The 14,271-nt window shown below is 31.8% G+C and carries 17 protein-coding genes and 1 other RNA gene; 7 read left to right on the top strand and 11 right to left on the bottom strand.

All coding sequences use genetic code 11. From position 1 onward, the window contains the following. Positions 1 to 119: 119 nt before the first annotated feature. Positions 120 to 674, bottom strand: coding sequence for a 1-acyl-sn-glycerol-3-phosphate acyltransferase (locus LG45_RS11050; RefSeq protein WP_035127167.1), 555 nt, complete (start codon positions 672 to 674; stop codon positions 120 to 122). Between the two features lie 54 nt (positions 675 to 728). Between LG45_RS11050 and LG45_RS11045 the strand changes: the two genes are divergently transcribed. Beyond that, positions 729 to 1,394: a spermidine synthase gene (locus tag LG45_RS11045; protein ID WP_035127165.1), complete on the top strand. Its 666-nt coding sequence runs from the start codon at positions 729 to 731 to the stop codon at positions 1,392 to 1,394. Further along, positions 1,394 to 2,101, top strand: coding sequence for a potassium channel family protein (locus LG45_RS11040; RefSeq protein ID WP_035127163.1), 708 nt, complete (start codon positions 1,394 to 1,396; stop codon positions 2,099 to 2,101). The genes LG45_RS11045 and LG45_RS11040 overlap by 1 nt, the downstream gene beginning before the upstream one ends. 33 nt (positions 2,102 to 2,134) lie before the next feature. Here LG45_RS11040 and kdsB read toward each other — a convergent pair whose 3' ends face one another. From kdsB to LG45_RS11000, 8 genes are all read right to left on the bottom strand, one after another. After that, complete coding sequence (kdsB, locus tag LG45_RS11035) at positions 2,135 to 2,860, bottom strand: 3-deoxy-manno-octulosonate cytidylyltransferase (protein ID WP_035127161.1); 726 nt, start codon at positions 2,858 to 2,860, stop codon at positions 2,135 to 2,137. 31 nt (positions 2,861 to 2,891) lie between these two features. Next, on the bottom strand, positions 2,892 to 3,449 hold the full coding sequence (locus tag LG45_RS11030; RefSeq protein ID WP_035127159.1) for a DUF4126 domain-containing protein: 558 nt from the start codon (positions 3,447 to 3,449) through the stop codon (positions 2,892 to 2,894). Positions 3,450 to 3,501: 52 nt separating this feature from the next. Further along, complete coding sequence (locus LG45_RS11025; protein ID WP_035127157.1) at positions 3,502 to 4,062, bottom strand: DUF4256 domain-containing protein; 561 nt, start codon at positions 4,060 to 4,062, stop codon at positions 3,502 to 3,504. 57 nt (positions 4,063 to 4,119) lie between these two features. Then, positions 4,120 to 4,557, bottom strand: coding sequence for a VOC family protein (locus LG45_RS11020; protein WP_035127154.1), 438 nt, complete (start codon positions 4,555 to 4,557; stop codon positions 4,120 to 4,122). Positions 4,558 to 4,657: 100 nt separating this feature from the next. After that, on the bottom strand, positions 4,658 to 5,089 hold the full coding sequence (locus LG45_RS11015; RefSeq protein WP_035127152.1) for a nuclear transport factor 2 family protein: 432 nt from the start codon (positions 5,087 to 5,089) through the stop codon (positions 4,658 to 4,660). Between the two features lie 119 nt (positions 5,090 to 5,208). After that, positions 5,209 to 5,784, bottom strand: a complete 576-nt coding sequence (locus LG45_RS11010) for a Crp/Fnr family transcriptional regulator (protein ID WP_035127150.1) — start codon at positions 5,782 to 5,784, stop codon at positions 5,209 to 5,211. Between the two features lie 141 nt (positions 5,785 to 5,925). Beyond that, the gene (locus LG45_RS11005; RefSeq protein ID WP_035127142.1) at positions 5,926 to 6,756 is read right to left on the bottom strand and encodes a DUF6602 domain-containing protein; all 831 of its coding nucleotides are present in this window, start codon (positions 6,754 to 6,756) and stop codon (positions 5,926 to 5,928) included. Positions 6,757 to 6,833: 77 nt separating this feature from the next. Continuing rightward, positions 6,834 to 8,258 carry an ATP-dependent DNA helicase gene (locus LG45_RS11000; protein ID WP_035127140.1) on the bottom strand — a complete coding sequence of 475 codons (1,425 nt, stop codon included), beginning with the start codon at positions 8,256 to 8,258 and terminating at the stop codon, positions 6,834 to 6,836. Positions 8,259 to 8,618: 360 nt separating this feature from the next. On the opposite strand from LG45_RS11000, the gene LG45_RS10995 reads away from it, so the two are divergent. Next, positions 8,619 to 9,419, top strand: a complete 801-nt coding sequence (locus LG45_RS10995) for a DUF3822 family protein (RefSeq protein ID WP_035127138.1) — start codon at positions 8,619 to 8,621, stop codon at positions 9,417 to 9,419. Beyond that, a complete protein-coding gene (gene rsmD, locus LG45_RS10990; protein ID WP_035127136.1) occupies positions 9,416 to 9,988 on the top strand; it encodes a 16S rRNA (guanine(966)-N(2))-methyltransferase RsmD in 573 nt (190 codons plus the stop codon). Before LG45_RS10995 ends, rsmD begins: the two co-directional genes overlap by 4 nt. A 17-nt stretch (positions 9,989 to 10,005) precedes the next feature. On the opposite strand, the gene rnpB is transcribed toward rsmD, so the two are convergent. Further along, positions 10,006 to 10,316, bottom strand: an RNA gene (gene rnpB, locus LG45_RS16155) — RNase P RNA component class A. A gap of 122 nt (positions 10,317 to 10,438) precedes the next feature. Between rnpB and LG45_RS10985 the strand changes: the two genes are divergently transcribed. The 3 genes from LG45_RS10985 to LG45_RS16660 all read left to right on the top strand — a co-directional run bounded on the left by LG45_RS10985 (position 10,439) and on the right by LG45_RS16660 (position 12,814). Beyond that, positions 10,439 to 10,753, top strand: a complete 315-nt coding sequence (locus LG45_RS10985; protein WP_035127134.1) for an SH3 domain-containing protein — start codon at positions 10,439 to 10,441, stop codon at positions 10,751 to 10,753. A gap of 247 nt (positions 10,754 to 11,000) precedes the next feature. Next, positions 11,001 to 12,083, top strand: a complete 1,083-nt coding sequence (dnaX, locus tag LG45_RS10980) for a DNA polymerase III subunit gamma/tau (RefSeq protein ID WP_035127132.1) — start codon at positions 11,001 to 11,003, stop codon at positions 12,081 to 12,083. Positions 12,084 to 12,157: 74 nt separating this feature from the next. Continuing rightward, positions 12,158 to 12,814: a DNA polymerase III subunit gamma/tau gene (locus LG45_RS16660; RefSeq protein WP_240471873.1), complete on the top strand. Its 657-nt coding sequence runs from the start codon at positions 12,158 to 12,160 to the stop codon at positions 12,812 to 12,814. 39 nt (positions 12,815 to 12,853) lie between these two features. On the opposite strand, the gene LG45_RS10970 is transcribed toward LG45_RS16660, so the two are convergent. Beyond that, a complete protein-coding gene (locus tag LG45_RS10970) occupies positions 12,854 to 14,215 on the bottom strand; it encodes a tetratricopeptide repeat protein (RefSeq protein WP_035127130.1) in 1,362 nt (453 codons plus the stop codon). Positions 14,216 to 14,271 lie beyond the last annotated feature (56 nt).

The following is a 14,271-nucleotide window of genomic DNA, read 5'->3' as shown; positions in this document are numbered from 1 at the left end:
ACCTTCAATATTGCACTATTGAAGGTTTATTGAAAACTATAACTAACAAAAATCATTACGTATTAAATTGTAATTGAAGCAACTACAATTCTATTTACGTAAAGAAATTGGATATAGTTTTAATTAATATTAAATTGTTTTTCGGGATATTTAGCTTTTACATCTTTAAAGAATTGTAAATAATGTTTCAAGTCGTTTTCGTAATTTCCTGTAGGATAGTGTGGTGCTTCAATTCTAACTTCTTTTTTACCAAAATCAAAAGCTACAGGAATAATTGGCACATTGGCTTTTAATGCAATATAGTAAAAACCCGATTTTAATTCGGATACATATTTTCTCGTTCCTTCAGGTGCAATTGCCAATCGTAGTTCGTCGTAATTATCGAATGTTTTAGCTATGGCATCTACTTTGTTTAAGTTTCCTGTTCTGTCTAGTGGTTTTCCGCCCATCCATTTAAAATACCATCCAAATGGAAAGTTAAATAGCTCTTTTTTACCTATAAAATGCATTGGAATACCTGTAATACCGCGTGTAAATAAACCTAGATAGAAATCATGCCAACTAGTGTGAGGCAAAACCATAAATACACATTTATTTACATTTAAATTGGATGCGCCAATTATTTTCCATCCCATTAATCGAAAGAAAATAAATTTATAAAGGGATTTTTTCATTTAAAATATTTTACGTAAATTTATAACTAATCTCTTATTATTGAAAATAAATTTATGTTCGCCAAATTCTTTAGTTATTTCATTCCGATAAATGTTTACAAGAAAAACTCATCAATAAGTAAATCGTTAGAAGTTACTTGGAATAATGGTGAGTTGGTTTTAGATTCTAAAAACACGAATTACTCTTATGGAAGTTTACAGCGAATCTTAAAAAAAGGATTGAAATACATTGGTTATGAACGTATTAAAAAATTTGATTCGATTCTAATTCTTGGTGTTGCTGGCGGAAGCGTTATTAAAACTTTGGTTGATGATGTAAAATTTAAAGGCAAAATTACTGGTGTAGAAATTGATGCTGAAATTATTGAAATTGCCAAAAAATATTTCAAATTAGATGCAATTAAAAATTTAGAATTACATGTTGATGACGCATTTGAATTTGTTTTAAAAACCAAAGAAAATTACGATTTAATCATTATTGATATTTTTCAGGATACTAAAATGCCAAACTTTCTTTTTGAAGATTTCTTCATAAATAGAATAAATTTATTATTGAATCCAGAAGGTTTTATTTTATTTAACACAATGGTAATCAACGAAAAAGACCGCATTAGAAATTTAGATTACAGAAAGAAATTTAACGGAAATTATTCTATTAGAATGTATCCAAAAGTTGAAATTCACAATGAACTTTTTACAATAAAAAAACTTTCAAACTAATGTCAATTCTAAAGAAACTTCTTGTTGGAAAAGTATCAAATGCCTACAAACCCAAATTTAATCCAATCCAAAAAAGGATACTCAACATTAAATCTATTTGGAATAACGACCATCAAGATGACAACGGAATTGAGAAAATAGTTCGATTGTTATTATCATCTTCACAATTACTATTTCCTGGAATTTATATCAAATATTTGGCTTCTAAAATCGGACCCGAATACCAAGATTTAATCATGGATATTTACATTTTATTAAAAGTAGCTTTTCCATTTATCATCTTAATTAATGAATTACAATCTTCAATTTTCTTGATTTATCTGATGACTTATATATTGATTGAAACATTGCTGTACATTCCTACTCTAATATTTGCCTCCGATTTATTTACAAGACCTCGTTCCTACAAAAGATCGATGCTATTATTATTCTTTAATTATATCGAAATTGTAGTGTCATTCGGTGTGCTTTACACCATTGGAAATAATATGAATAAACCTTTTGAACATTGGTTTGACCCAGTATATTTTAGTATAATTAGTTCGAATTCAATTGGTTTTGGAGATTATTATCCAATTACAACTTATGGAAAAATGTTGGCGAGCATTCAAGCACTATTCTTTCTTTCTTTTGTAATTTTATTTTTGAATTTTTTCTCAACAAAAGTAAAAAACAAAGGGTATTTTGATAATGATGAAGTAACTTAAAAGGTACGAAGTTTGATTTACGAATTATTAAGTTTACAACATCTTTCTAGCTTTCTCCAAATCTTCTGGAGTATCAATCCCGATTCCAACGTGAGTTGTTTCTACCATTTTGATTCGTTTTCCGAATTCTAAATAGCGTAATTGTTCCAATTTTTCTGATGCTTCTAGCGATTTCATTGGAAGAGAATAGAAATCTAAAAGTGCTTGCTTGCGAAAAGCATAAATTCCGATGTGTTGAAAGTAACGAACTCCAACATTTACTTCTCTTGGATACGGAATTACAGAACGTGAAAAGTACAATGCAAAACCATTTTGATCTACAACCACTTTCACATTATTAGGATTATTGATGTCTTCTTCGTTAGCAATTTCTCTCATCAACGAAGCCAAATCTACTTTTTTATCAGCATCATTTTTGAAAACTTCAATGACTTTTTCTAAAGGTTCTTTATTGATAAAAGGTTCGTCACCTTGAACATTAACCACAATATCAACATCAAGATTTGCAACCGCTTCGGCAATTCTATCGCTTCCAGATTCGTGTTCTTTAATCGACATGATGGCTTTTCCGCCATTGGAAACTATTTCGTCATAAATCAAATCAGAATCTGTAACTACAAAAACATCGTCAAATAAATTGGTATTTTTTGCAGCTTCATACGTTCTAAGAATTACAGTTTTTCCACCTAAATCTTGCATCAATTTGGCTGGAAAACGTGTTGAAGCATAACGAGCTGGTATTACGGCGATTACTTTCATAAAAAGTTTATAAGTTTATAAGTTTAAGAGGCTATTTTCTAAACCTTCTAATTATCCAATAAATCAATCCAAAGATAAGAACTACAAGGATAATTGCAACTATTGGAAGGAAAATTGCGAGTGAACTTAGTGTTATTGCAGTTCCTGTTTCGGCGGTGGAAATTACTGGATTCCCTAAACCTGCTGTTTTTACTGAGGAAGCTAATCTTGTCGTGGTTGTTAATCCTTGAAATGCAGTTGCCGAACCACTTCCGGCGATTATTGCTAAGATTGTAGTCATTGTTGGAGAAATATCAACCATTGTTGATGCCATAACTACAAATCCGGCGATGGCTGCCAATGGTGTTGCAATAGTATCCAATAAATTATCGATAAACGGAATATAATAGCCAAATATTTCAAAAATCATAGCAACTCCAAAGCTTATCAATGCTGGTAAACCGCCAATCCATACCCAAGTTTCGTTTAGAGGAATGAGATTGAAATAAGAAGCTAAACTCAAAGCAAAAACTGGTAGAAAAACTCTAAATCCTGATGCAGAAGCCAATCCGATTCCGAGGCAAATTGATAAAATGGTTTCTAAATTCATTTAGTTTTTATTGATGATTTGAAAAGTTGTTCCTTTTAAAATTAGGTTCATTTTACACTCGCAACGAGCCGCGAAAACCTCTTGCTGCATAATACGATTGTGCGCTATTATGATAAACAAAAACCGTTTCATAACGAAAATCGGCAAAAAGTGCTCCGCCCAATTTTCTGATTTCGGCAGGAGTTTTAATCCAACTTGACGTTTTTAAATCGAATTTTCCTAATGTTTGTAAAAATCGATATTCATCTTCTGATAAAATTTCAATTCCCATAGAATTTGCCATATCGATGACATTATTCTCTGGTTTGAATTCTTTTCTAGCGTCTAAAGCTTCTTTATCATAGCACAAACTTCTTCTGCCTTTTGGAGTTTCTGTTGAACAATCATAAAAAATATATTCATCGGTTTCTTTGTCGTAATCTACAACGTTTGGTTCGCCTTCCGTTCGTTCCATTTCGTTTAGTGACCAAAGTTTGCTTGGATTGGCTTCTAACTTTTCTTGAATTTTGGACCATTCCAAACCAATATGACGGTTTGAATTTTTATCAAAACGCGTTTTTAGAATGGCTAAAAGTTCGGATTGTTGAGCTGATGAAAGTTGATTTTTTGACATTTTTTAGTTTTTGCCACAGATTAAACTGATTTTATTTGTTTGTTTTATCAGTGTAAATTATACTTTTCCGTTATAATTTGAATCAAAATCGATCATCCATTCGATACCATATTTGTCTCTGAACATTCCAAAATAAGAACCCCAAGGACTGTCTTGAATTGGCATTTCAACCGTTCCGCCTACTGAAAGTCCGTTAAATAATTTATCGGCTTCTTCTTTACTCTCGGCAGAAACTGCAATTTTAGATCGGTTTTCGTTTTCACTTACTGTTCCCAAACTTGATGGAACATCGTTTGCCATTAAAACATTTTTACCAATTGGTAAAGCAATATGCATTATTTTATCGGCATCTTTTTCATCAACAGGAAAATCTGGACTTTCTAAATCTTTGAGACGAGTAATTTTAGAAAATTCTCCTCCAAAAACAGATTTGTAAAAAGTAAATGCTTCTTCAGCATTTCCGTTGTAGTTTAAATGTACGTTTATTAGTGCCATGGTTTATTTGTTGATTATTTGTTTAAGCTAATGTATAAAAAAATCCGCAAAGTCAGGTGACATTTGCGGAGCTTTCAAAATAAGTTAGGGCAAAAAAGTTTTATTCATTAGCAAAACCTCCTCCACTCATAGCTTTCATAAATGCTTGAGGATTCCAATATTCTCTATAGTTTGTTATGAGTCCATCTTTAAAAGTTACAAATGTTGCGTAACTCATTTCATATGGATTTCCATTTCCTATTACAACTCCTGATGCGCTCCACTCTGCAATGGCAACATTTTCATCATCTGTTCCAATAATTTTTAGTGTTGGTATTGACTTCACATCAATAAAACTCGGATAGTCTTTTAAATAAGCATAAAGTGCTTCACGACCTTCAAATTTGGCTTGTGTACCTTCCGGAGCAAAAGGGAATTCAGCAACGACATCTTCGGCACAAAGTTCTGACCAAGCTTTCATATCTTTTGATAAAAATGTATCTAAACTGTTACGAAGTAATTGCGTTGCTGGTGTGTGTTTTAAATTTTCCATTTTTTTATAATTTTATTATGCAAATTTGCTTCAAGAACAAGCCAAAATGCGTTGACAAATGATAAAAAAAACCGTTGACATTTATCAACGGTTTTTATAATAGTTATGCAATTTTTATTTTAAGATTGCTTTTTAATTCTGCTCAAGGTTTCTTTCGTAATTCCTAAAAATGATGCAATGATATGTTGAGGAAAACGTTGAATGAATTGTGGATGATGTTCAGCAAATTCTTCATAACGTTTTTCTGCTGTATTGCTGATAGTTGATTTTAAACGTCTTTGATTTGCAATGGCATTTCTTTCATCCATTAATCGTAACATTTGCAATATAGCAGGAATCTTTTCAGTTAAATCTAGCATTTCTGCTCTCGAAATAATAAGAAGTTCGGTGTCTTCCCAAGCATCAATGTTATAAGCCGAAGGTTGCAGCGTAATGGAACTTTCACGATCGCCTGCCCAATAATTTTCAATATACAATTGTGCAATATGCTCGATTCCTTTATCATCAACACTGTAAAGACGCAATGCTCCGCTTACAACAAAGCCAACATTTTTACAAACTTCGCCTTCTTGCAAAAAATATTGTTTTTTTCTGATTTTCTTGTATTTGAAAAATGTTTTAACCAATTCTTCTTCTTCTGTTGTCAAATTAGAAGAAATATGTTGGTTGATGTAAGTTATTAATTTATCGTGCATTTAATTATAATCTTTGAGGAATTTGGTTTATTGTATAAATCCAAAAGTATAAAAAAATCCTAAATTTTGGGAGATGATTTCATAGGTTTTATGGGAACAATTTGATGAGCTGGTTATTTAAAATCATTTATGATAAATATTTTAATTGCTTGGATACTTCATATAACTCAATATTTCAGGTAAAACAATTGTTCTAAATGTTGTTGCGTTAAATATTAAATTACAAAATATTTTAAAGCAATCAATTCCTCCTGTTTCTAGTGAATAAACAGCCAAATTATTCAGCTTTACTTTATCCCAAGTAGGATGAATGTGCATTTCATTATTTCCGTGTTCGTCTTCATTTGAATACAAAATTAAACCATCCTCAATACTTAAAATTACATTATGCATAAACCTAGGTTCATCCTCTGAATCATATAAAGAAGTTAATTTGTCCAGATTGAAATCTAACTTTTGGCAGACTATAAATGTTGTAATTAAATCATTTCCACATTTAACATCTCCATAAGGATAACTATCAAATCTTCTTAAAATACTTTTACTACCAACTTTTTCACTAATTTTTTTTACTTCATATAGTTTTTTACATGCATTCTTTAACGAAGTAAAGTCAAGCGTTGATTTCACTTCACCAACTGCACATACGGTTTCAACAGGGAAAAATCTTTGAAGTTCATTACTTTTAATAAATGGTGTATGATTTCTATCATAAATTACAATATCACATTGAGTACTAACATCATCAAAAGAATTTATTAAAAAACCTTGATCAATTTCAATGCTTTGTGGTATAAAAAATCTTAAAAACCTTTTTACAATTGCTTCTCTATACATTCCAAATTCTCCACTATGCAATAACTTATTTTTAGAAGTCCCACTCTCAAACATTTTTTTAGAAACATTCGCAAACGAATTAATAAAAATCTCAATTTCTTCAATTAAAATTTCCTCAAATATTTTATTTGCCATTTTGATATATTTTTTATTTTTTTACTAAAATCATTAATTTAAATTTATTTGATTTTCACAAATAACTAAATTTCTAACTACTCCAAAAAACTCTCGTCCTTAAACCCAATCAAATACAATCGATCTTTGGCTCTGGTAATTGCAGTGTAAAGCCAACGAATGTAATCTCTGTCGATGCCTTCGGGTAAATAGGGTTGTTCTATGAAAACGGTGTTCCATTGTCCGCCTTGGCTTTTGTGGCACGTTATGGCGTAAGAGAATTTTACTTGTAATCCGTTGAAGTATTCGTTTTCTTTTACTTTTTGGAATTTGGCGTATTTGGTAGTTAGATGTTCGTAATCTTTCATCACTTCTTCATACAATTGGTTGGATTGCTCGTAAGTTAATGATGGTGATTCACTTTTTATGGTATCTAAAATCAAAACGGTTTCAAACGGAATTTGGTTGGGATAATCGACCATTCGTATTTTGACTTTGGCAAATTTGAATCCGTATAATTCTTTGAAACTATAAATTTCTAACACTTCGATGATGTCGCCATTGGCAATGAAACCAGCTTCGTCTTTTTCTTTCAACCAAAAATAATTGTTCTTCACGACCATCAAGAAATCGCCTGTCGATAAATCGCTTTCTTTGTCTAGGATTTTGGTTCTAATTTGCTCGTTGTATTGGTTCGCTCTTTTGTTGGAACGCACAATAAACGCTGTATCTTCAATAGAATAATTGCTATAGGCTTGGTTGATGGCATCTTGAATATCGTAACCGTCAGTAAGGCGAACAATGTCTTTGAAACCTCGCAACTTGAACTTGAATTCGGTGATGAAACTATCTTTTAAAAGTTCACGTAATTCAGTGGCGTTGTAGAGAATTCCTGAGTTTAGTTCTTGACGCATTACTTCGTCTAATTCAATCCAATCTACTTTTTTGTCGTAATTTAATTCTAAAGTATCTGTGTTTAAAGCTGGCGAAATATCTAAATTCACTGGCGGAAGCTGTGCTGTGTCACCCAATAAAATCATTTTGCAATTTTCTCCACTATAGATGTAGGAGATTAAATCGTCGAGCAAACTTCCGTTTTCGTACATTTTGCTTTCGGCGGCAACATCAGAAATCATTGATGCTTCATCGACTATGAAAATGGTATTTTTGTGTTTGTTTTGTTGCATGGTAAAAGCCACTCCGCCACCACTCGACTTCTTTGGAAAATAGATTTTCTTATGGATTGTAAATGCTGGTTTGTTGGAATAATTGGCAATAACTTTGGCAGCTCGACCTGTTGGTGCCAATAAAACGTATTTTTTATTGACTTCAATTAAGTTGTTTACAATGGTAGAAATTACGGTGGTTTTTCCAGTTCCTGCGTATCCTTTTAATACAAAAATGCAGTCGTTGTTGACATTGGTGATGAAAACTGCGATTTTTTGAAAGAATGCATCTTGCTTAATCGTGGGATTAAACGGAAAGTTTTGGGATAGAATGGAATAGAAATTTTTGGTTGCCACAGGTTTTTATTTAACCGCAAAGTACGCAAAGTTTTACGCAAAGTTCGCAAGGATTTTTACTTTTTTTATGATTTATGGAACGCGGATAAAACGAATGAAACGGATTGTCGCGGATTTTTAAAAAATGTTGTTTTGAAAATCTAATTTTGTGAAAATGGATGGCTAATTAGCCCTGATTGGAGCAGTTACCTTGTAACGCGGAAAGCAGGAATAAGGTTTGTAGAAATGCCCGAACCATTCGCTACTAATATTCATCGATATAAATTCTTAAAAAAAAAACATATCTTTAAATAAGACGAGATACTGAAACAAGTTCAGTATAAATTTGTAAGTTTGCGGTGTTAAAAATGGAATTTCAAAATGAGTATTACGGACAAAACTTATAAAAAACTATCGATTCAAGTTTCTTTGAATGGGTTGTCGTTTTGTGTATTTGATACTTTGAGTGGCAAACCTGTGGTGTTACATAACATTCATTTTGATAGTTTTCAGCGTAGTGCTAAGATTGAAGATTTGTTTGCTTCGGTTTTTAGAGAACATCCAGAATTGAGTCATAAGTATGATGAAATTGAGATTCTTCACAGTAATAATTTGTCTACTTTTGTGCCAACGGCTTTGTTTGACGAAGAGTTTTTAGGAAGTTATTTGCAATACAACACTAAGGTTTTTGAAACTGATTTTTTCACTTTTGATGCTTTAGATAAATATGAAATGAATAATGTTTACATTCCGTATGTGAATATGAATAACTTTTTTATTGACCAATATGGTTCGTTTGAATACAAGCACGCAAATAGTGTTTTGGTTTCAAAATTGTTGGATTTATCTAAGAATAATGAAGAGCGCAAGATGTTTGTTCACGTAAGTGAAAGTCATTTTGAGATTATTGTGGTTCAGAATCAGAAGTTACATTTGTTTAATTCGTTTGAATACAAAACTCCTGAAGATTTTATTTACTACATTCTCTTTACTGCCGAACAATTGCAGTTGAATCCTGAGAATTTCAAATTGGAATTGCTTGGTTCGATTGTTGAAACGGATACTTTTTATCAAATTGCCTACAAATACATTAGAAACATAAGTTTGTTTAATGTTTCTGATTTTAAAAATAACTTCACGGAAAAAGAAAACCGCGAACACTTTATACTACTTCACTCGTGAGAATCATTTCTGGAAAATACAAAGGAAGACGCATTACAGCTCCAAAAAACTTACCAGTTCGTCCAACGACTGACATGAGTAAAGAAGCGTTGTTTAATGTGCTGAACAATCATTTCAATTTTTCGGGATTGAAGGTTTTGGATTTATTTGCTGGAACTGGAAATATCAGTTACGAATTTGGTTCGCGTGGTTGTGACAACATTACGTGTATCGATGGCGATATGGGTTGCGTGAATTTCATTAAGAAAACGGCCAAAGAATTTGACTTGAATATCACTGCAATTAAAAGCGATGTGTTCAAATTTCTAGAAAAACACAAAGGAAGTTATGATATTATTTTTGCCGATCCACCTTATGGAATTGAGCAAAAAGAGTTTGAAAAACTAATCGAATTGGTCTTCGAGAACGAATTGCTAGACGAAGAAGGCATGATGATTATGGAACATTCGAAGCATACCAAATTGAATCACATGATGCATTTTTCTTTTCAGAAGAATTATGGTGGTTCGGTATTTTCGTTTTTTGAATTTGAAGTTGATGATGAAGAAGTTGATGGTGAGGAAGAATAAATCTTTCACAAAAAAATAAAAAAAGCAGACCTATAAGCCGGATTCTGTCATCAGTAAAGATGCCTTATCATTTATCTAGATCCCGAATTACTTCGGGATTCAATCTTTCTACCCTTCGACAACGGACGAGTAATCCTTAAATGTCGATATACTTGAAATTTCACCGCATAGAGTTTACCTGGTTTCACTACAGCCGAACTGTACATACTTTCTGTTGCACTTGTCCTAATCCAATTTCTTGAATTGACGGATGTTATCCGCTATGCTACTCTTTGGTGTCCGGACTTTCCTCCCCAATTTAAATCGGGACGATAAGGCGGTCTGCGGTGCAAAGGTAATCAATTAGCAACTAGAAATTGGCTCATTAAATTACAACTTTAACCAATAATTATGTAATGAATTATTAATTAAACAATTGTAAGTTTATACTAATCTTAAAAAATATTTATTATGGATCGTCACATGTACCATTACGCAACAGTTAGCAAAGCACTTGAAGAGTTGACTGAAAAAGGATTTACTGTAGATTTTAATATTCAGGAGAATAGAATTATTGATAGTCCTGATGATTTTGAAATTGTACATGTTTATCGATATGAAGGCGAAAGTGATCCTGGAGATGAAGCAACAGTTTATGGAATAAAATCTAGCACTGGCGAGAAAGGTGTTTTTGTTGCAGGATTATCGGCTTTTACTGAAAAAAGCGCCGCTATGGTTTTGCATGAATTGACTATTAAAGGTCATGGTAATTTTGAAAATAATTAGAAGTTGTACGTTAGTACTTGACTAGTCCAGATTGCAATGGAAAGCATTTTTTGGTAAAAACCTATTTTTTGTTGGTATAAAAAAGCGACCAACGGAAGCTCTTTTTATGGCTTACAAAAAAAGGTTTTTGCAAAAAATCTTGGAATGGAAAGCTGGAAATAGCTTCTAGAAAAAACTACAAACTTTTGGAAATTGTTATTTGCTTTTTGGAATTTCAAAACCTATATTTGTAATCCAATAATTTTCTATGGAACAATTTGTAGTATCTGCTCGTAAGTATCGTCCGCAAACGTTTAAAGACGTTGTTGGTCAGCAAGCTATCACGAACACTTTGTTGAATGCTATAGAAACCAACCACTTGGCTTCTGCCCTATTATTTACTGGTCCAAGAGGTGTTGGAAAAACAACTTGTGCTAGAATTTTGGCTCGAAAAATTAACCAACCTGGTTATGATGATCCAAACGAGGATTTTGCTTTTAATGTTTTCGAATTAGATGCTGCATCGAATAATTCTGTTGATGATATTCGGAATTTAATAGATCAAGTTCGAATTCCGCCGCAAACTGGACAGTATAAAGTTTACATTATTGACGAGGTTCATATGTTGTCATCGGCTGCTTTTAATGCGTTTTTGAAAACATTGGAAGAACCGCCAAAACACGCTATTTTTATTTTAGCGACTACAGAAAAACACAAAATTATTCCGACTATATTGTCTCGTTGTCAGATATTTGATTTTAAACGCATTACGGTTAAAGATGCTAAAGAACATTTGGCGGAAGTAGCTACTAGTCAAGGTGTTCAATTTGAAGACGACGCTTTGCACATTATTGCTCAAAAAGCGGATGGTGCGATGCGTGATGCTTTGTCTATTTTTGATAGAGTTGTTTCGTATTGTGGAACCAATTTGACGCGTCAAGCAGTAACCGAAAATTTAAACGTTTTAGATTATGAAACGTATATTAAAGTAACCGATTTAATTTTGGAGAATAATATTCCTCAAATTCTAGTTACTTACAACGATATTTTATCAAAAGGATTTGATGGTCATCATTTTGTTTCTGGATTGGCGAGTCATTTTAGAGATTTGTTGGTTTGCAAAAATCCTTCCACTTTAGTTTTATTAGAAGCTGGTGAACAAGCGCAACTTCTTTACGGACAACAGGCTCAAAAATGTACTCAAGAGTTTTTATTAAAAGGAATTGAAATTGCAAATGATTGCGATTTAAAATATAAAGTTTCTCAAAACCAACGCTTGTTGGTTGAACTAACGCTAATGCAACTTTGCTCTATCAACTTTGATGGAGAAAAAAAAAAGTTGACTTTATAATTCCACCGACTTATTATAGAAATAGTGGTTATTCGATTACAGAAGTTGGAAGTCAGAAGATTGAAGATGGAAGTGTGAAGACGGAAGTTGGAAGTGTGAAGATTGAAGATGGAAGTCAGAATATTGAAGATGGAAGTGTGAAGACGGAAGTTGGAAGTGTGAAGACGGAAGATACTATTTCTGATGAAAATACAAATTCGGAAATTATTGTTGAAGCCCCAAAACCTGAAACTGAATTAAAACCTGATACACGAAATCCGGAACTCTTAACTAGTAAAGTTTCTGCATTATCTCTTTCAAGTATTCGAGCAAAAAAAGAATTGCTGGAATCTCAAAAAGGTATTGTAAAAGTTGAAGAACATTTGCCAAGCGAAGTTTTTACAGAGACCGAAATGTTGGAATTTTGGTTTAAATACGCGCAACGATTAAATGATAAAGGTCACATGATTATGGAATCACTATTACGAATTAGCGATCCAAAATTAGATGGTAATAAAATCATTTATGAATTACCAAATGAAGGTTCTAAAATTGATTTTGAAAAAGAAAAACCGGAGCTTCTTGGTTATTTAAGAGGACATTTACACAATCATGAAATAAGTATTGAAGTGATTGTGAATGAAAGTGTCAAAAGTAAAGTAGCATTTACAGCTCAAGATAAATTTAATAGATTGAATGAAATTAATCCGAATCTGGAAGCAATGCGAAAACTATTTGATTTAGATATATAAAAAAAGCCGAAACTTACATTTCGGCTTTTTTTATTGGTATTACATTTTTGCTTTTAAAGCTTTAGATTTTTCTGATAATTCTAAGAAGCTATAAACGGTTTTTAAGTTGGACTTAATATCATTTGTTTGTATCTTATTTTTTTCAATATTTTGATCTAATTTTTCTGAAAGCTCCAAAGCTTTTTCATAAATAGGCATTACTTCCGTAAATAGTTTCTTCCTTTCAACTGTTAGTGCTTGGTATCTTTTTAAATCTTTATCACTTGTGCTTGATCCTAACTTGTTGATGTCTTCAACTAATTTGGTATCTGGTTTTAAAATATTATCTGCCAAGTTTAAATAAGCATCAATAAAATTTGGATCTAACTCAATTGCTTTTCTGTAATATTTTCCAGCTTCTTCAAATTGATTAGCACTATTAGAAACAACACCCAAATTAAAAACTAAACTTGCATCATTAGGATTTTTAACCAAAGCTTCATTCACTAATCTTTTGTAGGTATCAATATCTTTTAGTTTGTAATACAAATCAGCTTCCGTTACAATTAAAGAAACGTCATCTGGATTGGCTTTTCTGGCATCAGTGATTGCTGTTTTAGCTTCTTCATTTTTATCTTTTTGAAGTAAAATAACAGCAATGTTTTTATAGATTTCACCTCTTTTAGAAGGAACTTTCTCTTCTCTTGGATTTGAATGTGTTTTTAATTTTACTAAATTATCGCGTTCTGCTTTAGTATTAAAATATTCTTCTTGGCCCGATATAGTGTTTTTTGCAAAATACATTGTTTGCTCACCAGAATAGTTTAATGTTTTTAATTCTTGATAGTATTTTAAAGCATTATCATAATCATTTCCATTTACTGCATAACTTGCAGCATAATATAGTTTTTCTTGGTCTTTTTTATCTAATTGATAAATAGCATATAAAACTTCTGATGCTTCTTTGTATTTTTTTTGATCTCCAAGCGCAATAGCATAGTTTAAAAATTCTGGCTTAAATGATGTAATTGTTTCCAAAATATCATCTGTGTAAACTTTCTTTCCCGATTTTTTTTCATAATCTAGTGTTGTGTTTAGTCCTATTGCTAAATCAGAGATTGCTTTTGGACTAACTAACTTTGCCATAGCCATTTGTACTTGAATTGGAGGCATTGTTCTATCAATAGCTAAAGATTCTAAAACAGGCGTCATTGATTTATAAAATCCTGCATAAACTTTATCGGCTTCTTCTGTCGCTAATGGTTCTAATTTTGCTACTAACGCTTTATATTGAACTAAATCAGCTCCTTTTATCTCTTCTTTAGCATATATCTTTTTTAACGCTTTCAACTCGTCTTTTTGGGCGAAAGAAGCAACAGAAACTAATAATGTACTCGCTATTATTATTTGTTTAATTTTCATAAAATTTAATTTTAATTGTTTTATTGTTTATTGCAAAAGCCATGTTATCTAAATTA

Source organism: Flavobacterium aquatile LMG 4008 = ATCC 11947, assembly GCF_000757385.1.
In the GTDB taxonomy this organism is placed as follows: domain Bacteria; phylum Bacteroidota; class Bacteroidia; order Flavobacteriales; family Flavobacteriaceae; genus Flavobacterium; species Flavobacterium aquatile.
This window is presented reverse-complemented; position numbering and strand designations above follow the sequence as displayed.

Bases quoted from the DNA above. Each gene is read 5' to 3' on its own strand.
- LG45_RS11050 (WP_035127167.1), bottom strand. From the start codon at position 674: ATGAAAAAATCCCTTTATAAATTTATTTTCTTTCGATTAATGGGATGG.
- LG45_RS11045 (WP_035127165.1), top strand. From the start codon at position 729: ATGTTCGCCAAATTCTTTAGTTATTTCATTCCGATAAATGTTTACAAG.
- LG45_RS11040 (WP_035127163.1), top strand. From the start codon at position 1,394: ATGTCAATTCTAAAGAAACTTCTTGTTGGAAAAGTATCAAATGCCTAC.
- kdsB (WP_035127161.1), bottom strand. From the start codon at position 2,860: ATGAAAGTAATCGCCGTAATACCAGCTCGTTATGCTTCAACACGTTTT.
- LG45_RS11030 (WP_035127159.1), bottom strand. From the start codon at position 3,449: ATGAATTTAGAAACCATTTTATCAATTTGCCTCGGAATCGGATTGGCT.
- LG45_RS11025 (WP_035127157.1), bottom strand. From the start codon at position 4,062: ATGTCAAAAAATCAACTTTCATCAGCTCAACAATCCGAACTTTTAGCC.
- LG45_RS11020 (WP_035127154.1), bottom strand. From the start codon at position 4,557: ATGGCACTAATAAACGTACATTTAAACTACAACGGAAATGCTGAAGAA.
- LG45_RS11015 (WP_035127152.1), bottom strand. From the start codon at position 5,089: ATGGAAAATTTAAAACACACACCAGCAACGCAATTACTTCGTAACAGT.
- LG45_RS11010 (WP_035127150.1), bottom strand. From the start codon at position 5,784: ATGCACGATAAATTAATAACTTACATCAACCAACATATTTCTTCTAAT.
- LG45_RS11005 (WP_035127142.1), bottom strand. From the start codon at position 6,756: ATGGCAAATAAAATATTTGAGGAAATTTTAATTGAAGAAATTGAGATT.
- LG45_RS10995 (WP_035127138.1), top strand. From the start codon at position 8,619: ATGAGTATTACGGACAAAACTTATAAAAAACTATCGATTCAAGTTTCT.
- LG45_RS10985 (WP_035127134.1), top strand. From the start codon at position 10,439: ATGGATCGTCACATGTACCATTACGCAACAGTTAGCAAAGCACTTGAA.
- dnaX (WP_035127132.1), top strand. From the start codon at position 11,001: ATGGAACAATTTGTAGTATCTGCTCGTAAGTATCGTCCGCAAACGTTT.
- LG45_RS10970 (WP_035127130.1), bottom strand. From the start codon at position 14,215: ATGAAAATTAAACAAATAATAATAGCGAGTACATTATTAGTTTCTGTT.